Source organism: Catenulispora sp. GAS73 (genome assembly GCF_041262085.1).
GTDB lineage: Bacteria > Actinomycetota > Actinomycetes > Streptomycetales > Catenulisporaceae > Catenulispora.
Genome location: NZ_JBGCCM010000030.1, coordinates 48,596 through 69,910, shown reverse-complemented (window position 1 = coordinate 69,910; position 21,315 = coordinate 48,596). Strand labels below are relative to the sequence as shown.

Here is a 21,315-nt window from a genome sequence, read left to right as displayed (position 1 = left end):
AGGAACCCCATGCGCGCCACCTACATGTACGGCGCCGGCGACGTCCGCGTCATCGACGTCCCCGACCCGGTCGTCAAGCACCCCACCGACGCCCTCGTGCGCGTCGTCGCGTCCTGCATCTGCGGCTCGGACCTGCACCCCTACCACAACCGCCCGGCCGGCACCGAAGGCTCCTCGATGGGCCACGAGTTCCTCGGCGTCGTGGAGGACACCGGCCGCGACGTCACCACCGTCCAGCGCGGCGACCTGGTCATCGCGCCGTTCGCCTGGTCCGACGGCACCTGCGACTTCTGCCGCGAAGGCCTGCAGACCTCCTGCCGGCACGGCGGCTTCTGGAACTCCGGCGACGTCGGCGGCGGCCAGGCCGAAGCCGTGCGCGTACCGCTCGCCGACGGAACCCTGGTGCCCGTGCCGGTGAAGGAGAACTCGCCGCTGCTGCCGTCGCTGCTCACACTGTCCGACGTCTACGGCACCGGCTACCACGCCGCGCACAAAGGCGGCGTCACCCCCGGCAGCGCAGTGACCGTCATCGGCGACGGCGCCGTCGGCCTCATGGCCGTGCTGGCCGCCAAGCGCCTCGGCGCCGAACAGATCATCCTCATGGGACGCCACACCGACCGCACCGACCTCGGCCGGTACTTCGGCGCCACCGACGTCGTCGCCGAACGCGGCGAGGAAGGCATCGCCGAGGTCCGCGACCTCACCGGCGGCGACGGCACCGGCATCGTGCTCGAAGCCGTCGGCCACATGCCCGCCTACGAACAAGCCCTCGGCATCGTCCGCCCCGGCGGCGTCATCAGCCGTGTCGGCGTCCCGCAGTACGACCAGGCGTCCGTCGGCTTCGGAACCCTGTTCGGCCCCAACATCACCTTGACCGGCGGCCCCGCACCGGCCCGCGCCTACATCAGCACCCTGCTGCCCGACATCCTCTCCGGCGCCGTCGACCCCGGGAAGGTCTTCGACCGCGAAATCGGCATCGAGGAAGTCCCCGACGGCTACAAGGCCATGGACAACCGCACCGCCCTGAAGGTCCTCATCCGCTGAGGCAACCGATAGGCCAGACTGGACTCCGTGCAGCTAGACGTCCTGATCCTCGGCCCGCTGGAGGTCCGCGCCGACGGCGTCCCGATCCCGATCGGCGGCGTCCGGCTGCGCGCCCTGCTGACCAGACTGGCCCTGGACCCGGACCGCAGCGTCTCCATCCCGGCGCTCATCGACGCCCTGTGGGAACACGAACCACCCGACGGCGCCGCCAACGCGCTGCAATCACTGGTGTCCCGACTGCGTCGCACCCTCGGCGACCCCGACGTCGTCATCGGCACCCCCGGCGGCTACCGCCTGGCCGTGCCTGCCGACGCCGTCGACGCCCATCGCTTCGAGACCCTGGCCCGACAAGGCCGAGGCGCCGCCAACGCCGACCCCGCCACCGCACGGCAGCTGCTGCGCGAAGCCCTCGCGCTGTGGCGGGGACCGGCCCTGGCCGACGTCGCCGACGCCGGATTCGCCACAGCCCCCACCGCACGCCTGGACGAGCTGCGCCTGGGCGCACTGTGCGACCGTCTCGACACCGAACTCCGCCTCGGCCTGCACGCCGAAGCGCTCCCCGAACTCGAAGCCCTGCTCGCCGAGCATCCGCTGCGCGAGAACATCGGCGTGCTGCTGATGAAAGCCCTGTACGCGGCGGGCCGCCAAGCCGACGCGCTCGCAGCCTACGAACGCGTCCGCGCCACCCTGTCCGACCAGCTCGGCATCGACCCCTCCGAGCAACTGACCGCAGTACATCTCGCGATACTGCGCAACGACCCGGCACTCACCCCGGTCGCCGCCGGCTCCCCGGAGAACGCGGCGCCGGGGTCGGGACCCTTCTCGGAGCCGACGCGGCGGCGCACCAACCTCCGAGCCCGCCTCACCAGCTTCGTCGGCCGCGAGGAAGAGGTGGCGCGCATCGCCAAGATGCTCGCGACCTCCCGCCTGGTGACGCTCGTCGGCCCGGGCGGCGCGGGCAAGACCCGGCTGGCCGGCGAGGCCGCCGCGCGGCTGCTGGAGGCCGGCGCCCAGGACGCCGACATCGCCGACGGCGTCTGGCTGGTCGAGCTCGCACCGGTCACCGACCCCTCCGAGCTGCCGCAGGCGATCCTCACCGCGCTCGGGCAGCGTGAGTGGCGGCTGCTGCGTCCCGAAGCCCAGACCGGCCCGGCCCGGGACGCGCTGACCCGCGTCACCGAAGGACTGGCCGAGCAACACCTGGTCATCGTGCTCGACAACTGCGAACACCTCGTCGATGCCGCCGCCCGCGCCGCCGAGCACCTGCTCGAACACGTCCCCGGGCTGCGGATCGTCGCGACCAGCCGCGAACCGCTCGGCATCGGCGGCGAGAACCTGTTTCCTGTGTTGTCCCTGCCGCAGCCGACCGAGCACGCCGAACTCACCACACCTGCTGAGGCGCTCGCGTTCCCGGCCGTGCGGCTGTTCGCCGATCGCGCCGCCGCCGTCCAGCCCGACTTCGCCGTCGCGGACGACAACGTCGCCGACGTGGTGAAGATCTGCCGCCGCCTCGACGGGCTGCCGCTGGCGATCGAACTGGCCGCCGCGCGCCTTCGCACCCTGCCGCTGCACGCCGTCGCCTCCCGCCTCGACGACCGGTTCCGGCTGCTCACCGGCGGCAGCCGCACCGCCATGCCGCGGCACCAGACGCTGCGCGCGGTCGTGGCGTGGAGCTGGGAGCTGCTGTCGCAGGCCGAACGCGACCTGGCCGAGCGGCTGTCGGTGTTCCCCGGAGGGGTCACCGCCGAATCGGCCGCCGCGGTGCATCCCGGGGCGGGAACCGGGACGGGAACCGGGACTGCCAACGCCGCCAACGCCGACGCCGCCGACATCGCGGCCGACGTCGACGACCTCCTGTTCGCCCTTGTCGACAAATCACTTCTCCAGCCTGTGGAACCCGACGGCACAAGCCCCGGTCCCGCCGACCCCGACGCCCCGCCGCGCTACCGCATGCTGGAGACGCTGCGCGAATACGGCATCGAACAACTGGCCCGGGCCGGCACCATCACCGAAGTCCGCCGCGCCCACGCACACTTCTTCCGCGACCTCGCCGAAACCGCCGAACCGCACCTGCGCCGCCGCGAACAACTCACCTGGCTGGCACGACTCGACGCCGACAGCGACAACATCCTGGCCGCCCTCCGGTTCGCCGCCGACATCGGCGACGCCGACACCGCCGTCCGCCTCGCCGCCTCGCTGGCCTGGTACTGGTCGATCGTCGGCCAGACCACCGAGGGCCGCGCGTGGCTGGAAGTGGCGCTATCGGTGCCGGGCGACTCGCCGGCCGAGGCGCACGCCGTCGTGAAGATCCTGCACGCCCTGACCGGCCTGTTCAGCGCGCAGGACTGGACGAACCTCACCGAGATCACCGACGCCCTCGCCTCCGTCCTCGACGACGCCGAAGTCGCCCACGACAACCCGCTACTGGCCATCGCCGCCTGCACCATCCCGATCGTCACCGACGACCTGGACGCCGTCTACGCGGCCGTCGCGCTCCACGAGAACCACCCCGACCCCTGGGTCGGCGGCATGCTGCACCTGATGCGCGGCATGGCCGCCGAGAACAGCGGCGACCTGGTCACCCAGCGCCGCGACCTGCTCGAAGCACGCCGCCGCTTCACCCTGATCGGCGAGCGCTGGGGCCTGTCGGCCACGCTGTCGGCACTGTCCGCGATGGCCATGGCCGACGGCGAGACGCACGAGGCCCTCCGGATGCAGGACGAGGCGCTGGCCCTCCTGCGCGAGATCAAGGCAACCGACGACGCCGCACAGGTCCAGATGATGCGCGCCTTCGCCCTGGCCCGCACCGGCGCCCTCCAAGAGGCGAAGGCCCTGGTCACGTCGATCCTGGAGTCCGGCCAGCGGAACCACTCGTACACGTCGATGCTGATGGCCTACGTCGGCCTGGCCGACATCGCCCGCCGCGAAGGCGAACTCGACGCAGCGCGCGAATACCTCCGGGCCTCGCACAACGTCACCCGCGACCACTGGCAGGGACCACCACAGCTGCTGGCAGTACGAGAGATCTCCGCCGCGCTGCTGTACCTGACACCCGGCGGCGCCCTGAAAGCCGGCGACTCGGACACTGATACCGGCGTCGACACCGAGCGCGCACGCCTGAGGCTGCACGAGGCGTACGCACTCGGCAGCATCGCCCACGACATGCCGGTCCTGTCCCGCATCGCCATCGCCGTGGCCTGCTACGCCGACACCCTCGGCGACCCCACCGCAGCCACACGCGCCCTGGGCACCGCCTTCGCACTCCGCGGCGGCACCGACCTGAGCGACCCGGACCGCGCCGACGTCACGCACAGCGTCGAGGCGCAGCTCGGCGAGGCCGAGTTCGAGGCCGCATTCGCCTCGGCCCGCGGCATGACACGCCAGGAAGGCCTGGCGTTTCTCGCGGACTACATCGGATTCGACCCGGCGAACGGTAGGACACCTCCAACACGCGAGGCACGCGTCTGACGCGGGACCGGCGCGGCGCATTCACTGGTGTTCGAGCAGATGCTCGGCGGCGCGGCGGCGGCGTACATCTGACATCCGCCGGCTGACCACTGCGGAAGCCAGGCGGCGCTGCGGGCAAAGATGCGGGTGTGCGTGAACAGGTTGGCGTCGGCGAGCAAAGGCGACGCCACGGCCTCGCGCGTGAGCTGCGCGCCGACCCAGGGGTGGGCGTCGATTGCATCGCACAGGCCGAGCGCGAGCGCGCCGCAGGCCTCGGTAGCGGATCCGCGGCGGTGCGAGCGTGGGAATGGGTTGGCGGCAGAGGCCGGATCCACTCCCCCGACCTCAGGCGAAGTCGTTCTTTTAGGCGCTGCTGACCTATGTGTGGGTGCTGGTGGTGGGTGCGGTTTGTTTGTGGGTTGACGGTCAAAGGCGTTTTTTGACGGCTTCGCGTGGGTTTAAGAAGGATCCGCTGGGTGGCGCAGTTCGGTGGTGTGCCTGGCGTGGCGTTGGCGGCCGGCGGTGATGCTGGACACGACCACGCACAGGCCCGAGTCACTGCGCACGCGTCAGGTAGGCGGGCGGCGGCCGCGTTTGGTGGGCGCCTAAGGTCAAGAGCAGGCGCCTCCGGCGGGGGGCACTCCAGACTCTGAGGGATCCCCAACCCCCCGCGTCGGCGGCGGTCCGTGTGTTGGTCGCCGAGTCCCGGATCCCTCCTGTGGTGTGGACACGGTCCACTCGGGTGTGTACACGTGCGGGTAGTGACGTGGCGTGCCCAAGACGCGGGAATCCTTCCCACAGGCCGGGGTTGTCCCGGGTTCCCCGTCGCGTCGGCGGGCGTAGCCAAGCTGACCGGACAGCCGGTGTCAAGCCGGGCGTTTCGCAACCACAGCACAGCGATCCGGCTTGATACCGGCTGGCCGGTCTGCTTCCGTGAGGCGACGATGCGACGGGGAACCCGGGACGAGGCGACCACAAGCAGCGTCCGGCAGCCGACTACGCGGCCCCCCTCCCCGGAGCGAGTGCCGCTCGCCGCGCAGGCGCCGCCGGAGGCCCTGTCTTTGACTTTCAGGCGCCCACCACGCCCGACGATTGCCGCCTACGCAACGCGTGCGCAGTGACCCGGACCCGTGCGTGGTCGTGTACACGAACAACCGCCAGCCGCCAACGCCACCCGCGGCACACCACCGAACTGCGCCACCCAGCGGATCCTTCTTAAACCCGCGCGAAGCCGTAAAAAGCTCCTAAAACCCACCAACAAACCGCACCCACCACACCCCAGCCACCCACACCCACACATCAAGCAGGGGTGCCCTTTTAGATGGGTGCCGCCGAAGGCGGCTCCTTAGAAGGTTGTGGACACGTGATGGTGAGTTGGATATGGAGAGGGGATTGGGGCCCGTTATCTAGTTATTGGACCACCCGGGAGACGCAGCCGTCCCCTGGCAGTTGAGGACGGCGAACCGCCACGTCCCGTCGGCCGACTGGCGCGCAACGGCCGTCGTCGTTCCGGTGGGCGAGATCCGGGTACCGTCCGGCAACGTCGCCTCAAGGTCCCAATCGACGACGATCAAAGCCGTATCGCCCCCGACCTGGGTGAACCTGAGCTTGTTGGTCAGGTGCGCCTGAACCGCGATCGAGTTGACCGTCTCAGCACGCAGCGCCTCCTGGTCCGTGAGCACGTCGCCGCTAAAGGTCCGCATCGACGCGTCCTGATGGAACAGCGCGAGGACGGCCTCGGCGTCCCCGGCGTTGAGCGCATCCGCGTACGCGAACGGCAGACGGGCCGGGTCAGTGACCTGGGAGTCGACGGGTTCCTGGCTGCTCATGGCTGACTCACTCTTTCTGTCTTCGATCCGGCCGAGGCCACTGGCGCCGGCCCGAGGTACCTCGAATCGGACACTACAGCGCGCTCGGGATCCACCCAGCGCCACCCCTGCTCCCCCACCGCAGGAGGCCACTGCGACACCGGGTCCGACCGCTATCTTGTCCTCTGACCTGCTGCTACTCATCATCAGTGCCAGCCCGTACCAGCGCCGTCAGCGCTCGACCTCGCGCAGAAACACGTCTCGGTCGCGCGGCTCCAGCGCCCGAATGCCGTTTTGGGCAGCTCGGGTGCGCTTGGCGTTTGCGGCCCGCAGACCGTGGCGGGTGTTGAAGAGCGTTGTTCACGGTGGCCGGCGCGCGTTTGGCCACGACCAACAGGCAGGTGCGGGAGTCTCGCACAGCCCCAGTCCCACACCGGCTTTTCGCCCGGCGGATCACCATCGCCAGTGGTGGCGTCGGTAAGTGGTGGCACAGCCGTCGAGAATTTGGGCCCGTTATCTTTGGGCACTCCCGCCACGCCGCCGCTCCAGGTCATCGAGCATCGCCGCAGTGGTCGTCGCGCCGAAACGCGTGGCGCCCAGCCGGTTCAGCTCCAGCAGCGCGTCCAGTGTGCGCACACCGCCGGCGGCCTTGACCCGCACGGCCGGCGATACAGTCCGGCGCATCAAAGCGATGTCCGCGGCCGTCGCTCCCCCGCCGGCGAAGCCGGTGCTGGTCTTGACGTACGCCGCCCCGGCCGCCTCAGCGGCCTGGTAGCCGGCGACCTTCTCCTCGTCCGTCAGGTATGCGTTCTCGAAGATGACCTTCACCGGGCGGTCCTCGGCAGCGTGAACCACCGCAGCGATCTCCTCATGCGTGAACGCCGCGTCGCCGGCGCGCAGCCGGCCGATGTCGATCACCATGTCGATCTCTTCGGCGCCGAGCGAGATCAGCTCGCGGGTCTCGAAGACCTTCGTCGGCGTCGCGCTGCTGCCGTGTGGGAAGCCGACCACCGTGCCGACCAGGACGCCCGAGCCGCGCAGCGCGATCGCGACCGCCTCCACGTCGGCGGGCCGCACGCACACCGACGCGACCTGGTACCGGACCGCGACCGCCAGGCCGGCCTCGACGTCGGTCGGGGTCAGCTCCGGGCGGAGCAGTGAGTGGTCGATCATCTTCGCCACCGCGTCGCGGGTGGGCAGTGGGCCGTCCCAGCGTGGGGCTTCCAGCGAGGTGACAGACATGGCGTTCTCCTTCAGGGCGGGGCGGGGCTCTCTGTCATATTCGACAAAACGGCGTGGTCGTTTGTGAGCTCAGCGGAGCCGTTTGTGAGCTGTCTAGACAGCATATACAATTCTGCCATGGCCGCATCCCAGCCCCTCTACGAGCGCATCGAGAAGCAGCTCCGCCGCCGCCTGGACGCGGCCGCCGACGGCGATCCGTTCCCCTCCGAGCCGCGGCTGGCCGAGGAGTTCGGCGTCTCGCGGATGACGGTGCGCGCCGCCCTGGCCGGCCTGGAGCGCGACGGCATGCTCGAACGCGTCCCGGGACGCGGCAGCTTCGTCCGCAAAGGCGCCGCTCACCGCCCCGTCGGCGTCCTGCTCAGCTTCCACGACCAGGCCCTCGCCGAAGGCAAGACGCCACGCTCCCGCGTCCTGGAGGCAGAGGTGCGCGCGGCCACGCCGCAGGAGGTCGCGGCGCTGTATCAAAAGAAAGATCAGAATCCGGAGCAACCGCCCGAGGAAGTCGAGGAAGTCGTCGCCATCACCCGCATCCGCCTCTTCGACGACCTCCCCATCGCCGTCGAACGCGCCGCCTTCCCCGCGACCCTCAGTGCCCTGCTGACCACCGACCTGGAAACCGGCTCACTCCACAACGCCCTGCGCCGCCTCGGCCTGACCCCGACTCTCGGCTCCTCGCTCCTCACCGCCCGCACCGCCGACGACGACGCCCCCGACCTCGGTGTCGCCGCGACCACCCCGATGCTCGTAGAGACTCGTTCCATCGTCGACCAGCACGGCGACCCGTTGGAGTTCACGGTCAGCTCCTACGTGGCCGACCGCTACGCGCTCAGAGTCGACTTCTCCGTCTCGCGGCCGGAACAGATGTGAGCAGGACCGGAAGACGAATCAGCCCGTAGAAGCCCGCTCCACCAGCTCCGTCGGCAGTATCACCGACGCCGGAGGCTCCCCCTCGATCCGGGCCAGCAGCAGTCGAACCATCTCCGCGCTGATCCGCTTAAAGGGCTGCCGCATCGTCGTCAACGGCGGCACAGCAGTAGCCGCAGCCGGCGAATCGTCGAACCCCGCCACCGCCACATCCTCCGGAACCCGCCGCCCGGCCCGCCGCAGCGCGTCCAAAGCCCCGACCGCCATCAAGTCCGAAGCCACGAAAACCGCGTCCAGATCAGGCCGCCGCTCCAGCAACTCCCCCATCGCCGCCTCCCCCGACTCCCGCGAGTAGTCCCCGTGCGCGACCAGCGTGTCGTCGCCCCCGGTCGTCTCCCGCCACCCGGCCAGCCGCTTCACGCCACCCGGCGTGTCCAGCGGCCCGGTGATCGTCGCGACCGTACGCCGCCCCACCGCTACCAGGTGCGCCACCATCTGCCGCGCACCGTCGAGCTCATCGACCCCGACATACGGCAGCATCCGCTCATGCCCGATCGGCTGCCCGCACGCGACGATCGGGAGCCCCAGGTTCAGCACCTGCCCGACGAACGGGTCCCCGGTGTGCGTCGAGACCAGCAGCGCGCCGTCGACGTGCCCGCCGCCCAAGAACCGCAGTACCCGCTTCTGCTCGTCCGGCGTCCCGGCGATCGCCAGCAGCAGCGCGATGTCATGATCGGCAAGAGCCTGCGTACAGGCCCGCAGCAGCACGTTGAAGTTCGGGTCCGTGAAGAACCGCTCCTGCGGCTCCGACAGTACGAACGCCACAGTCCCCGACCGCTGCGTCACCATCGCCCGCGCGTGCAGGTTGACGACGTACCCCGTCTTGCGGATCGCGGCGTCCACCGCGGCCAGCGCGTCGGCGGAGACGTTCAGACCCCCGTTGAGCACCCGGGACACCGTCCCGCGGCTGACTCCGGCCTCTGTCGCGACGTCCTCTATGGTCGGCCGCCGCCTACCGCCTGCGCTCATACTCTTCGCCCCGTTCACTTGACTGCTCCGGCCACTATGCCCGAGCGCCAGTACCGCTGCAGGGTAAGGAATAGCACGATCAACGGCAGGATCGACAACAACGCGCCTGTGATGACCAGGTTGTACAGCGCCGGCTGTTCGGCACCTTGGTTCAGGAGGCTGAAGAGCCCCACCGTGAGCGGGAACTTGCGGTCGTCGCCGAGCATGATGAACGGCAGCATGAAGTTGTTCCAGATGCTGATGAACTGGAACAGGAAGATGGTCACCAGTCCTGGCACCATCATGGGCGCCGCTATGCGCAGCATGAGCCGCCACTCCCCCGCGCCCTCTATACGTCCGGCCTCCAGTACCTCGTCAGGTACTGAGGACGCCGCAAAGATGCGCCCCAAGTAGGAGCCATATGGCAGTGCCGCCGCGACCGAAGGCAGCAGGACCGAGAGGTAGCCACCAGCCATGCCGACCTTTGCGAGCATCAGATACGTGGGGACGGCCAGAGCCACCGCAGGGACCATCACGCCGCCGAGCAGCACGTTGAACAGGACCTTCTTCCCCCGGAACTCATACTTGGCGAGCGCGAATCCCGTTAGCCCCGACAGCGCTGTGCCGAGCAACGCACCGCCGCCGGCGTAGATGAGCGTGTTGTACATCCATCGCCAGAACAGGCCGGACCGGTAGGAATTCAGCTGGCTGATATTGTGCAGCAGCGAAGTACCGGGAACCGCTGTAGAGGAGTTGAACAGGGAGGAGCCGCTCTTAGTAGCGGCTATAAGGACCCACAGGACCGGCAGCAGCGTATATACGGAGCCGATAGCGAGGATCGCCGTAGCGGCCACGGACATCTTGGGGCGTCGCACAGTGTCCTCCCGCTCAGTTCTCGCCGAAGGCGCGCTTGTTGACGAAGCGCAGCAGGCTGAACGACAGTCCCAGGATCAGCACCGCGACGATCACCGCCTCGGCAGCCGCGCTGTAGAGGTCGTTCCGCGCGAACGCGTCGTTGGAGATCTTCATCAGCGGCGTCCAGGTGGTCGAAATGGTCTTGGCCAGCGGCTGCAGCACAGTCGGTTCGGAGAACACCTGAAGCGTGGCGATGACCGAGAACAGCCCGGTCAGCACCAGCGCCGGCAGCACCATCGGCACCTTGATCCGCAGCGCGATCTGCGTCTCGGAGCAGCCGTCCAGGCGCGCGGCCTCGTACACCTCCTGCGGCAGCGACCTCAGAGACGTGTATATGACGATCATGTTGTAGCCGGTGCCGCCCCAGATGCCGACGTTGGCGACGGAGAACAGCACCGTGGAGTTCGAGAACAGATCCGGCATCTTCAAACCGAGCAGGTGGAACAGCGGCTGGAACGGCGAGACTGTCGGCAGGTACAGGAATCCCCACAGCAGCGAGGAGATGACGACGGGCACCCCGTACGGCAGGAAGATCGCGATCCGCGCGAACCGGGTCAGCCGGGCCCGCGTGGAGTCCAGCAGCAGCGCGAACAGCAGCGCCAGCCCGAGCATCACCGGCAGCAGGAACGCGCCATAGGCGAGCGTGCGCAGAACGCTGTGCCAGAACTCGGAGTCCCCGAGGGCAGAGGAGTAGTTCCGCCACCCGACCCACACCTCGCGGCGCGCGTGCGGCCCGAGCCCGAGACCCTTTACGTGGATCCCGCGGAAGCTCATATAGGCCGCGTAGCCGATGGGCGCCGCGAAGAAGAGGACGAACAACGCCGTGGCCGGTGCGACCGCCGCGTAGGGGACGAGTTTTTGTCTGGACACCTGGTCTCCATGCAGTGACGGATGGGCCGACGAGCCGCGGCCGGTGTGTGGCGAATGAGCGGCCGTGAGTGGTTGTGAGCGGCTGTGAGTGGCTGTGTGGCCGTGAACAGCCGCGGCTCGTCGGAGTCGGGGATCAGCTTCCGGATACCGTGAAGCCGTTCTTCTTCATGTCGGCCAGGACGGTCTGCTGGATCGCGTCGAACGCGTCCGGCAGCGCGGTCTTGTTCGTCAGGGCCTTGCCGATGACGTCGTTGTACGCCGAGTACGCGGTCGACACGTCCGGGCCCCACGTCGCGGTGGCGGCGGAAGCGGCCGCGGCCTTGGCGACGGAGGCGAAGTCGGTGGCCGAGGGCAGGAAGGTCGGGGCGGCGACGCCCGCCTGCGCGTCGGTGTCGGCCGGGTAGATGCCGCCCTGGCTGACCAGCAGGTTGAGCGCTGCCGGGTCGGTGTTCATCCAGACCACGAACTGCGCTGCGGCGTCCTTGTGCTTGGAGTCGGTGGTCACGGCCATCGAGGAGCCGCCCCAGTCGCCGGTGACGTTCGAGGCGGCGTCCCACTGCGGCAGCGGCGCCACGCCCCAGTCGTCCTTGGTGTCGGCGGCGACGCCTTCCAGCGTGCCCGGCCCCCACACACCGGCGGTCCAGGACAGGATCGTGCCGTCGTCCATGGCCTTGTTCCAGGCCGGGGTCCAGGCGTTCTCCGGGTCGATCTGGCCGGCCTTGAGCAGGCCGTCCCAGAACGCCGCGACCTTCTTCGTGGCGGCGTCGTTGATGCCGACGCCCCAGCTGGTACCGGATGCCGACCACCACTTGGCGCCCGCCTGCTGCGCCAGGCCGCCGAACTCGCCGGGGTCGACGCTGGGGAAGTTGGCGAGGTAGGAGTTCGGCGCCTTCTGCTTCACCTCGGCGGCGAGTTTGGCGTAGTCGTCCCAGGTCTTCGGGACGCTCAGGCCGTACTTGGCGAACAGGCTCTTGCGGTAGAACAGCAGCATCGGCGCGGTGTCCTGCGGCACGCCGTAGACGGCACCGCTGCCGAGGGTGACCTGGTTCCAGATCGCCGGGGCGAACTTGCCCTGGACCGCGTTGGCCTGGCCGGAGATGTCGGCGAGCACGTTGTTGGAGACCATCGTCGGGATCTCCTGGTATTCAGCCTGGATCACATCCGGCATGGCGTTGGCCTTGGCCGCGGTGAGCACCTTCTGCGCCTCGGAGTCGCCGCCGGCCTGCTTGCTGAAGGTGACGTGGATGTCCGGGTGCGAGGCGTTCCAGGCGTCGACGACCTTGTCCATGTTCGGGACCCAGGACCAGAAGGTCAGGTCCGCCTTGCCGCCGGCGGCGGCCGGCGACCCGCCGCCGGCCGGCTTGGAGGAGGCGGACGAGCAGCCGGTGACCAGGGCCGCGGCGGTGAGCCCGGCGACGGCGGCCGACACGGCACGTATCAGTTTCATACGGAGCTCCACTACGGAGTGAGGACGGAGGAGGGATGTTTCGGCGCTGTGAACGCTCCCAATAATGGAGCTGGCCGAGCGGAAGTCAAGAGGTTCCTCGTCCGGATCTCTCTGTGATAAGACTTCGTTACCGAGCTGTGAGCGCTCCCAAATATGCTGTGCGAACTGAAAGCGAACCGCCATGACCCACCGCTGGCCGCGCCTGGACGGTCCCGCCTACGGCGGCGACTACAACCCCGAACAGTGGCCCGAGCAGATCTGGGCCGAGGATGTCGCCCTGATGCGGGAAGCCGGAGTGAACCTCGTCAGCCTCGGCGTCTTCTCCTGGTCCCGGCTGGAGCCGGCCGAGGGCGTCTTCGACTTCGGCTGGCTCGACCGGATCATGGCACTGCTCGATGAGAACGGGATCCGTGTCGACCTGGCCACGCCGACGGCCGCGCCGCCGCCGTGGTTCAGCCGCGCGCACCCGGACTCGCTGCCGGTGACCCGGGACGGACAGCGGCTCGGTACCGGCTCGCGGCAGTCGGTCTGCCCGTCCTCACCGGACTACGCCGAGGCCTCGGTGCGCATCGCTTCGGCATTGGCCCAGAGGTACGGACAGCACGAGAACCTGGTGCTCTGGCACGTCTTCAACGAGTACATGGCCCCGACCGGCGAGTGCTACTGCGAGAACTCGGTCCGGAACTTCCGACGGTGGCTGCGCGCCAAGTACGAGACGCTCGACGCGCTGAACCAGGCCTGGGGCACGTCCTTCTGGAGCCAGGATTACGGCGACTGGGAGGAGATCGACGCCCCGCGCACCGCGCCGTCGGCCGTGAACCCGGCGCAGCGCCTGGACTTCGCACGCTTCAGCAACGACGCGTGGCTGGAGTGCTTCCGCCGAGAGCGCGACGCGATCCGGCGGCACTCCCCCGACGTGCCGATCACCACCAACTTCCAGGACGTGCGCTGCCAGGGCCTGGACCAGTGGGCCTGGGCCTCGGAGCTGGACGTGGTCTCCAACGACCACTACCTGGTCGCCGAGCAGCGCGACAACCACATCGGGCTGGCGCTGGCCGCGGACCTGACGCGCGGCGTGGCCGGGGGCGATCCGTGGCTGCTGATGGAGCACTCCACCTCGGCGGTGAACTGGCAGCGCCGCAACATCGCCAAGCGCCCCGGCGAGATGGCCCGCAACAGCCTGGCGCACTTCGCGCGCGGCGCCGACGGGATCCTCTTCTTCCAGTGGCGCGCCTCGCGCTTCGGCCAGGAGAAGTTCCACTCCGCGATGCTGCCGCACGGGGGCACCGACACCCGGGTCTGGCGCGAGGTGGTGGAGCTCGGCGCCGCGCTACGGGCGTTGGCGCCGGTGGTGGGCTCGCGGGTGGTGCCGGACGTCGCGATCGTGTGGGACTGGGAGGCGTGGTGGGCGCTGGAGTTGGACTGGCGGCCGTCGCAGGACGTGCGGTACGTCGAGCAGGTGGCGCACTGGTACGAGCAACTGTGGCGGTCGCATCTGACGGCTGATTTCGTGCGCGCCGACACGGACTTGACGCGGTATCCGCTGGTGGTGGTGCCGTCGCTGTACCTGACGACGGAGGAGGCGGCGAAGAACCTGCGGGGGTATGTGGAGTCGGGCGGGACGCTGGTCGTCTCGTTCTTCTCAGGGATCGTGGACGAGAACGACGCGGTGCTGCTCGGCGGGTATCCGGGGGCGCTGCGGGACCTGTTGGGGATCGTGGTAGACGAGTTCCTGCCGCTGCGCGAGGGCGAGACGGTCCGGCTCAGCGACGGATCGCGGGCTGACTTGTGGGCCGATGACCTGCGGCTGCGCGGCGCGGAGGCGGTGGCGGAGTACGTCGACGGGCCGGCCGCCGGGAAGCCGGCGGTGACGCGGCACGCGGTGGGGGCCGGGGAGGCTTGGTACGTGTCGACGCGGTTGGCGGCGGAGGATCTGCGGGGGCTGCTGGCGCGGATGCCGGGGGCGCGGTCGGAGTTCGCGGGGCTGGCGGAGACGGTGGAGGTGGTGACGCGGCGGGGCGGGGATGGGGAGTATGTGACGGTGATCAATCATGGGGAGGAGGAGGTGCGGTTGGCGGTGGTTGGTCGGGAGTTGCTGAGCGGGGGGGAGGTTGAGGGGTTGGTGGTGCCGGCGGGGGAGGTGCGGGTGGTGCGGCGGCGGGTGGGGGCGGGTTTGGGGTCGGGCTCGGGCTCCGGCTCCGGCTCCGGCTCGGGATCGGGCTCGGGATCGGGTTCCGGCTCGGGCTTCGGCTCCGGCTCGGGCTCGGGATCGGGCTCCGGCTCCGGCTCCGGCTCCGGCTCCGGCTCGTAGGCACGGTGCGACCACAGCTCCCGCTGGCAAGCACAGGGGGCGGTCGAGCTTGCGGGCCTGAGCGGGCTGCGCGTCGTGCGGCGGCAGATTCGGTGGGGGCGGACGGTGTCGCTCGACACGCATCTGGGGAACGTCGGGAGTCGGTCGGCGTTTCTTGTTCTGGAGCGGGGTTCGAGGGATGCGTTCCTTGCTGAGGAGCGGGGCAGGCTGCGGGAGGCGTTCCCTGATGGGGACGTTGAGGAGGGCTATTCGTCGATCTGCTGATTGCGGTGCGGTAATGGGCTTCGGCTTCGGCACGCTGCGTTGCGTGCGTGGTGTCTGTGGTTGCCGGTGCGGTTGGGCTGTGGTTTACGGGCGATTTTTACGGCTTCGCGCAGGGGTTGATGGCCTCGCGGGGGGACGCAGTTCGGCTGAGCGACTCATTTCGCGCTGGCGGCCGCCGGTTTTCATGTCCACGACCGCGCACAGGTCCGAGTCACTGCGCATGTCGTAGGCGGCAATCGTCGGGCGTGGTGGGCACCTCAAGGCCTCCGGCGGGCGCTCTACAGCGAGGGGGCGACCCGCGCGTCGGGCTTGGGGGCGCCGGTCCGCGACTGGTCGGCTTCCTATCCGCTGTTGCCTGCGTTGCGTTGTCCGGTGGCGGTCGCTGCTTGTGGTCACCGAGGTTCTGGGTCCCTCGCCGCGTCGTCGCCGTAAACGGAACCAGCCCGGTCCGGTGGTGTCCAGCCGCATCGCTGCTGCTGTGGTGCTGCTTCGTCCGGCTTGACACCACCGGACCGGGCAGGTTGGCAGAGCCCGCCGACGCGGCGAGGGACCCAGAACCAACACCCCGCATGGTCCGGTCGGACACGACGAACCACGGGGCCGGCCAGCGCTGGCACGTCACCACCCGAGGTGGCCGAAGCCGAGCCCTCGCCTCCGCGCCGCCTGCCTGTCACTCCCCCGGCGCAGGTGCCGTGCTCTCCCGCACTGACAGCGTCGGTGGCAGCAGTGTCACGCCGGGCTTGCCCGCGTCTGGGCCCAGCAGTAGGTCTACCGCCTGGCGGCCCAGTTCCTGGGCTGGGACTGGGATCGTTGTCAGGCGGGGTGAGGTCTGGAGGGCCACTGGTTCGTCGGGGCCGATTGCCACTATTGAGACCTCCTCCGGGACTGTGCGGCCGGAGGAGCGCAGCAGGCCTAGGAGGGGGGCGATCATCGCTTCGTTCTGGACCACTAGGCCGGTGGTGTCGGGGCGGTCCTCGAAGATGCGGGCCAGGACGCCGGCTGCGCCTTCGAAGGAGGCGTCGCAGGGGCGGTGTACTGCGCGGAGGCCGCGCTGGCGGCATTGTTCCTGGAAGCCGGCCAGGGTGCGTTCGGCGAAGCCGGTGTGGCGGCGGTAGACGCCTTCGCTTTGGCCGATGAAGGCGATTTCGCGGTGGCCGAGGTCGGCGAGGTGGTCGGCGGCGGTGGCGCCGGCGGCGGCGAAGTCCAGGTCCACGCACGACAGGCCTGTGGGGTCCGCCGGGAGGCCGATCAGGGAGGCGCGGGTGCCCTGGCTGCGGAGTACCTCCACGCGTTCGTCCTCCAGCTCGACGTCCATCAGGATCACGCCGTCGGCCAGGCCGCTGCCGGCTACGCGGCGGACGCCGTCGGGTCCCTCGTCGTTGGTGATCAGGAGGACGTCGTGCCCGTACTGGCGGGCGGTGGTGGTGACCGCGATGGCGATCTGCATCATCACCGGCACGTACAGGTCGGTGCGCAGGGGCACCACCAGGGCGACGATGTGCGACTTGCTGCTGGCCAGCGCCCTCGCCCCGGCGTTCGGGTGGTAGCCCAGGGCGTCGATCGCGGCCTGCACGCGCACGCGCGTGGAGTCCGAGATCGAGCGCTTGCCGCTCAGGACGTAGGAGACCGTGCTCGGCGAGACTCCCGCGTGCTTCGCCACTTCGGCGAGTGTCGCCATCCTCGTAACCTGGCCCTTCGGATCGGTCATGCCTGTCATTGTGGACTGTCGCGGGCGGTGTCGCGGAGCAGGACGCCGTAGCCGGACAGTTCGAGTCCGGCGGGGGTGGTGGCGGGGTCGGCGGCCGGGGCGGCGGCGAGGTCGATCGAGACCGCCTCCGCGTTGTGGTTGAGCAGCACGAGCGTGTTGCCGCGCCGTACTGCCTCGACCCCGGACGGAAGCCCCGCGACCACCGGCGAGACCCCGGCGCCGCGGGCTGCGGCGGCCAGGATCCGGTCCAGTCCGTCGAGGCTCGGGTGGACCGCGACGTACCAGGCCGTGCCCTCGCCGTGCGCGTTCCGCGTCACCGCGGCGCGGCCGTCCTTGAGCTCGGCGACGACCTGCGCGCCGCGCGGATGCGCCAGCTCGGTCCAGTCGACGGCGTCGAACGCGCCGAGTTCGGAGGACTGGCAGGGCTCTGTCTCGCCCTCGTCCAGCGGATGGAACTCCTCCACGAACACCCCCAGCGCCTCCCGCAGCGCAGCGGCCTGATACCCGCCGGGGTGCAGGCGCGTGGTCTCGTCGACCGTCCCGGTCAGGTGTCCGACGACCAGGCATCCGCCGGCTGCGGCGTACTCAGCGAGGTGTTCGGCGTCGGCGGTGGACAGCACGTGCAGCGCCGGGGCCAGCACCAGGGCGTAGCCGCCGAGGTCGTCGCCGACCCGGACGAAGTCCGCGGCGATGTTCTGCCGCCACAGCGAAGCGTGCCACTGCTTCACGATCCGCTGGTAGTCGACGTGCTCGGAGGGCAGGCCCCGACCGGCCAGCGCCCAGCGGCTCGGCCAGTCCAGGACGATCGCGGCGCGCGCCGTCACGGTCGTGCCGACCAGGTTCCTGAGCTCGGCACGTTCGGCCAGTTCGCGGCCGTGCTCGGTGATCTCGCGGAAGCCGCGGGTGTCGGGCCCGGCGTTCGGCAGCATCCCGGCGTGGAACCGTTCGGCTCCGGCCGATGCCTGCCGCCACTGGAAGAACAGGGAGGCGTCCGCCCCGCGGGCGATGGCCTGGAGCGAGAACAGGCGCATCCGGCCCGGCTGCTTGTGCTTGTTCACCGGCCGCCAGTTCACCTCCGACGGGGACTGCTCCATGAGCACCCACGGCCGGCCGCCGGACAGCGAGCGCGCCAGGTCGGCGGCGTAGGCGTGGTCCGCGCCCGCTTCGGGGCCGGGCGCGGGGTCGGGGTAGGAGTCGACGGAGGCGAAGTCGAAGCGGCCGCGCAGGTCCCACTGGTCGGCGGCGGAGACGTCGGGGATCAGGTTCGTGGTGATCGGCAGCTCGGGGTTGTGGCGGCGCAGGATCGCCGCTTCGGCGTCGAAGCAGGCGACCAGGGCGTCGGACTGGTAGCGGCTGTAGTCGAGGACCTGCGCGGGGTTGGGCATGTAGGGGACGGCGCGCGGGGGCTTGATCTCGGGCCAGGCGCCGTAGTGCTGGCTCCAGAAGGCAGTGCCCCAGGCGTGGTTCAGCGCGGCCAGGCCGTCGTCGCCCTCGCCGTAGCGCTCGCGCAGCCAGCGGCGGAAGCCGAACTCGCAGTTGCGGCACCAGCACCAGGGGCCGGGTTCGTTGCCGACGTGCCACATCACGACGGCCGGGTGGTGCGCGTAACGGGACGCCAGGTCCTCGACGATCGCGTCGGCGCGCTCGCGGTAGACCGGGGAGGAGGGGCAGTAATGGTTGCGGGAGCCGTAGCCGAGTACGACGCCGTCGGCCATCACCGGCAGGGTGTCGCGGTGCAGGTGTCCGAGCCACGGGGGCGGGGAGGCGGTCGGGGTGGCGAGGATCGCGCTGATCCCGTTGTCCTGCAACAGGTCCAGGACACGGTCCAGCCACGAGAAGTCGCGCATACCGGGGCGCGGCTCGTAGCGGGCCCAGGAGAACACGCCGACGGTGGCGGTGTTCACACCGGCCTGCCGCATCAGGGCCATGTCCTCGGCCCACACCTCTTCCGGCCACTGCTCGGGGTTGTAGTCGCCGCCGTAGAGGAGCCGACCGCGCGTAGCGTCGTTGAGGTGTGGCACCGGGCGGACCTTCCGGGGTCGGAGCTAGTCGAAGCGCTTCGATGTCGAAGGTACGGCAGACCATGTGCCAGACACAAGGCCCGTGCAGGGATAGCTATCCCTGTGACACATGTGCTGCAGGAGAAAAAATCGAAGCGCTTCGATACGTCACCGCAGGAATCGGTCGCGATCAGGCTCAAGCGCCGGCCACACGACGATCAGAAACGTCGCGACCGGGCCGAGAAACAGCGACAGGACGAACCAGTTCCAGCCGCTGCGGCCCTTCCCCTGCGCCAAGCCGGCGTTCACCATGCTCAGCGTGAACCAGCCCGCTCCCGTGCTGACATAGCCGTCCATCCCCGCCCCCGTTCTTCGCAGCTGAGGTGCCGGGCGTCCTGCCCGGCACCTGGGCACCATTCTCCGGATCCGCCTGTGGACTTCGCTACCCCTTGATAGCCCCCGTCAGCATGCCCTTGGAAAAGTGCTTCTGCACGAACGGCGTCAGCACGATGATCGGCACCAGCGACAGCGAGACGACGCACATCTGCAACCCCAGTTGGGAGGCGTTCTGCAGCCCGCCGATCCCGGTCGTCCCCATCCCCGGCATCTGGTTCCCGGAGTACGTGTACTCGTAGATCACCATCGCCAGCGGCCACTTGCGGCTGTCGGGTTCGTACAGCAGGGCGTTGAAGAAGGTGCCCCAGTACGTGACCGCGTAGAACATCGTCATCACCGCCAGCACCGGCCGCGAGGTCGGGATCACCACCGACCACAGCAGCCGCCACTCGTTCGCGCCGTCCAGGCGCGCGGCCTCGATCATCTCCGCCGCGGTGTTCTGGAAGAACGAGCGGATGATCAGGATGTTGAAGACGTTCACCATCGAGGGCAGGATCATCGCCCACAGGCTGCCGTACAGCTTCAGGTCGCTGACCACCAGGAACGTGGGGATCAGGCCGCCGTTGAAGAACATCGTGACGATCAGCATCATCAGCAGCGGCCGCTGCCCCAGCGAGCGCGGGCGCGACAGGCCGTACGCGCACAGCACGCTGACGAACATCGACAGCGCCGTGCCGATCAAGGTCACGAACAGGCTGACATACAGCGCCTGCGACACCGTGCCGCCGGAGAAGATCAGCTGATAGTTCTGCAAGCTCAGCCCGTGCGGCACCAGCACCAGGCCGCCGGCACCGTTGATCGACCCCTTGGTCGAGAAGCTGGTCAGCACCACGGCCCACACCGGCACGATGACCAGCGCGCAGACCACGGTCAGCACCGTGCCCTTGCTGAACTGCCCGAACCGGGTCGGGGACTCCTCCCAGACCTCGCGGCCCTTGGCCCGCTTGCGCGGGGCGGTGGTGACCGTGCGCGGGGTTTCCGTCAGAGAGCTCATTTGCGATACAACCCGTCCTCACCGAAAGCGTGCGCGAGTCTGTTGGCGCCCAGGATCAAGATCAGCGACAGCACCGCCTTGAACAGCCCCGCCGCGGCGCCATAGCTGTAGTCGGCGCCCATCGTGGTGGCCGAGCCGAATCCGCCGCCGATGCCGTAGATGTAGGAGTACGTGTCCAGCACGTCCGCGGCTCCGGCCCCGACCGCCTGCCGCTGGATCAGCATCTGCTCGAACCCGACGCTCAGCGCGTTGCCCAACCGCAGCACCAGCATCAGCACCACGATCCCGCGCAGCCCCGGCATCGTGATGTGCCGCATCCGCCGCCAGCGCCCGGCGCCGTCCACCGCCGCCGCCTCGTAGAGCGACTGGTCGATGGCGGCCAGCGCGGCCAGGAACACGATCAGCCCCCAGCCCGCTTCCTTCCAGACCGCCTGCGCCGTCACCAGGTACTTGAACGTGTGCGGGTCCGTCATGACGTTCCACGACGAGATCCCGTGCCTGTTCAGGAACACGTTCAGCACGCCCGCGCCGCCGAGGAACTCCTGGAAGATCGTGATGACCAGCACGTAGGAGAAGAAGTGCGGCAGGTACACCACGGCCTGGATGAAGCCGCGGATCTTCGGGCTCAGGATCGTGTTGACCATCAACGCCAGCGCGATCGGGAGCGGGAAGTACAGCACCAGCTGCACGAAGCTGATCACCAGCGTGTTCTCGAAGGCGTGCCAGAAGTCCGGGTTGGACACCAGCTGACGGAACTCGTCGAGCCCGACGAAGTCGCTGTGGAGCAGGCCCTGGTAGATGTCGTAGCGCTCGAAGGCCACGATGATGCCGGCCATCGGCAGGTAGTTGAACAGCAGGAGCAGCAGCAGGGCGGGGAACGTCATCAGCAGCAGGGACTTGTCCCTGCGGAACCGTATGCGGAAGGACATCCGCGAACGCGGGCTTGAAGGCGATCCCGGACGGGAGCGGAAGCGCGAACGGGAACGCGACCCGGGCG

15 protein-coding genes and 1 pseudogene are annotated in these 21,315 nt (G+C 69.5%); 5 read left to right on the top strand and 11 right to left on the bottom strand.

Features of this window, described 5'->3' with window-relative positions:
- Nucleotides 1–9: 9 nt before the first annotated feature.
- Together ABH935_RS36355 and ABH935_RS36350 are read left to right on the top strand one after the other, a co-directional pair.
- Complete coding sequence (locus tag ABH935_RS36355) at nt 10–1,044, top strand: alcohol dehydrogenase catalytic domain-containing protein (protein WP_370382509.1); 1,035 nt, start codon at nt 10–12, stop codon at nt 1,042–1,044.
- A 27-nt stretch (nt 1,045–1,071) separates the two neighbouring features.
- On the top strand, nt 1,072–4,512 hold the full coding sequence (locus ABH935_RS36350; protein ID WP_370382508.1) for a BTAD domain-containing putative transcriptional regulator: 3,441 nt from the start codon (nt 1,072–1,074) through the stop codon (nt 4,510–4,512).
- Between the two features lie 1,385 nt (nt 4,513–5,897).
- Here the strand turns inward: ABH935_RS36350 and ABH935_RS36345 are convergent.
- Together ABH935_RS36345 and deoC are read right to left on the bottom strand one after the other, a co-directional pair.
- Nucleotides 5,898–6,320, bottom strand: coding sequence for an SgcJ/EcaC family oxidoreductase (locus ABH935_RS36345; RefSeq protein WP_370382507.1), 423 nt, complete (start codon nt 6,318–6,320; stop codon nt 5,898–5,900).
- A gap of 492 nt (nt 6,321–6,812) precedes the next feature.
- Nucleotides 6,813–7,541, bottom strand: a complete 729-nt coding sequence (gene deoC, locus ABH935_RS36340) for a deoxyribose-phosphate aldolase (protein WP_370382506.1) — start codon at nt 7,539–7,541, stop codon at nt 6,813–6,815.
- 117 nt (nt 7,542–7,658) lie between these two features.
- Here deoC and ABH935_RS36335 point away from each other — a divergent pair, with 117 nt between their 5' ends.
- Nucleotides 7,659–8,408, top strand: a complete 750-nt coding sequence (locus tag ABH935_RS36335; protein ID WP_370382505.1) for a GntR family transcriptional regulator — start codon at nt 7,659–7,661, stop codon at nt 8,406–8,408.
- Between the two features lie 18 nt (nt 8,409–8,426).
- Here the strand turns inward: ABH935_RS36335 and ABH935_RS36330 are convergent, their stop codons facing one another.
- From ABH935_RS36330 to ABH935_RS36315, 4 genes are all read right to left on the bottom strand, one after another.
- Nucleotides 8,427–9,434: a LacI family DNA-binding transcriptional regulator gene (locus ABH935_RS36330; RefSeq protein ID WP_370382504.1), complete on the bottom strand. Its 1,008-nt coding sequence runs from the start codon at nt 9,432–9,434 to the stop codon at nt 8,427–8,429.
- A 14-nt stretch (nt 9,435–9,448) separates the two neighbouring features.
- Entirely contained in the window at nt 9,449–10,288 is an 840-nt protein-coding gene (locus tag ABH935_RS36325; RefSeq protein WP_370382503.1) for a carbohydrate ABC transporter permease, read from the bottom strand.
- A 13-nt stretch (nt 10,289–10,301) separates the two neighbouring features.
- Entirely contained in the window at nt 10,302–11,198 is an 897-nt protein-coding gene (locus ABH935_RS36320; RefSeq protein WP_370382502.1) for a carbohydrate ABC transporter permease, read from the bottom strand.
- Nucleotides 11,199–11,331: 133 nt separating this feature from the next.
- Complete coding sequence (locus ABH935_RS36315; RefSeq protein WP_370382501.1) at nt 11,332–12,645, bottom strand: ABC transporter substrate-binding protein; 1,314 nt, start codon at nt 12,643–12,645, stop codon at nt 11,332–11,334.
- Between the two features lie 181 nt (nt 12,646–12,826).
- On the opposite strand from ABH935_RS36315, the gene ABH935_RS36310 reads away from it, so the two are divergent.
- Nucleotides 12,827–14,956, top strand: coding sequence for a beta-galactosidase (locus ABH935_RS36310; protein WP_370382500.1), 2,130 nt, complete (start codon nt 12,827–12,829; stop codon nt 14,954–14,956).
- Between the two features lie 39 nt (nt 14,957–14,995).
- A pseudogene (locus ABH935_RS36305) lies at nt 14,996–15,234 on the top strand (SAM-dependent methyltransferase); the annotation flags it as partial.
- A gap of 656 nt (nt 15,235–15,890) precedes the next feature.
- Here ABH935_RS36305 and ABH935_RS36300 read toward each other — a convergent pair.
- From ABH935_RS36300 to ABH935_RS36280, 5 genes are all read right to left on the bottom strand, one after another.
- Nucleotides 15,891–16,898, bottom strand: a complete 1,008-nt coding sequence (locus tag ABH935_RS36300; protein ID WP_370382585.1) for a LacI family DNA-binding transcriptional regulator — start codon at nt 16,896–16,898, stop codon at nt 15,891–15,893.
- A gap of 35 nt (nt 16,899–16,933) precedes the next feature.
- Entirely contained in the window at nt 16,934–18,949 is a 2,016-nt protein-coding gene (locus ABH935_RS36295) for a beta-galactosidase (protein ID WP_370382499.1), read from the bottom strand.
- Between the two features lie 147 nt (nt 18,950–19,096).
- Nucleotides 19,097–19,285 carry a hypothetical protein gene (locus ABH935_RS36290; protein ID WP_370382498.1) on the bottom strand — a complete coding sequence of 63 codons (189 nt, stop codon included), beginning with the start codon at nt 19,283–19,285 and terminating at the stop codon, nt 19,097–19,099.
- Between the two features lie 85 nt (nt 19,286–19,370).
- Complete coding sequence (locus ABH935_RS36285; RefSeq protein WP_370382497.1) at nt 19,371–20,318, bottom strand: carbohydrate ABC transporter permease; 948 nt, start codon at nt 20,316–20,318, stop codon at nt 19,371–19,373.
- On the bottom strand, nt 20,315–21,247 hold the full coding sequence (locus ABH935_RS36280) for an ABC transporter permease (protein WP_370382496.1): 933 nt from the start codon (nt 21,245–21,247) through the stop codon (nt 20,315–20,317). Before ABH935_RS36280 ends, ABH935_RS36285 begins: the two co-directional genes overlap by 4 nt.
- Nucleotides 21,248–21,315: the final 68 nt, after the last annotated feature.

Bases quoted from the DNA above. Each gene is read 5' to 3' on its own strand.
- ABH935_RS36330 (WP_370382504.1), bottom strand. From the start codon at position 9,434: ATGAGCGCAGGCGGTAGGCGGCGGCCGACCATAGAGGACGTCGCGACA.
- ABH935_RS36290 (WP_370382498.1), bottom strand. From the start codon at position 19,285: ATGGACGGCTATGTCAGCACGGGAGCGGGCTGGTTCACGCTGAGCATG.
- ABH935_RS36285 (WP_370382497.1), bottom strand. From the start codon at position 20,318: ATGAGCTCTCTGACGGAAACCCCGCGCACGGTCACCACCGCCCCGCGC.
- ABH935_RS36315 (WP_370382501.1), bottom strand. From the start codon at position 12,645: ATGAAACTGATACGTGCCGTGTCGGCCGCCGTCGCCGGGCTCACCGCC.
- ABH935_RS36280 (WP_370382496.1), bottom strand. From the start codon at position 21,247: ATGTCCTTCCGCATACGGTTCCGCAGGGACAAGTCCCTGCTGCTGATG.
- ABH935_RS36355 (WP_370382509.1), top strand. From the start codon at position 10: ATGCGCGCCACCTACATGTACGGCGCCGGCGACGTCCGCGTCATCGAC.
- ABH935_RS36335 (WP_370382505.1), top strand. From the start codon at position 7,659: ATGGCCGCATCCCAGCCCCTCTACGAGCGCATCGAGAAGCAGCTCCGC.
- ABH935_RS36345 (WP_370382507.1), bottom strand. From the start codon at position 6,320: ATGAGCAGCCAGGAACCCGTCGACTCCCAGGTCACTGACCCGGCCCGT.
- ABH935_RS36300 (WP_370382585.1), bottom strand. From the start codon at position 16,898: ATGGCGACACTCGCCGAAGTGGCGAAGCACGCGGGAGTCTCGCCGAGC.
- deoC (WP_370382506.1), bottom strand. From the start codon at position 7,541: ATGTCTGTCACCTCGCTGGAAGCCCCACGCTGGGACGGCCCACTGCCC.
- ABH935_RS36310 (WP_370382500.1), top strand. From the start codon at position 12,827: ATGACCCACCGCTGGCCGCGCCTGGACGGTCCCGCCTACGGCGGCGAC.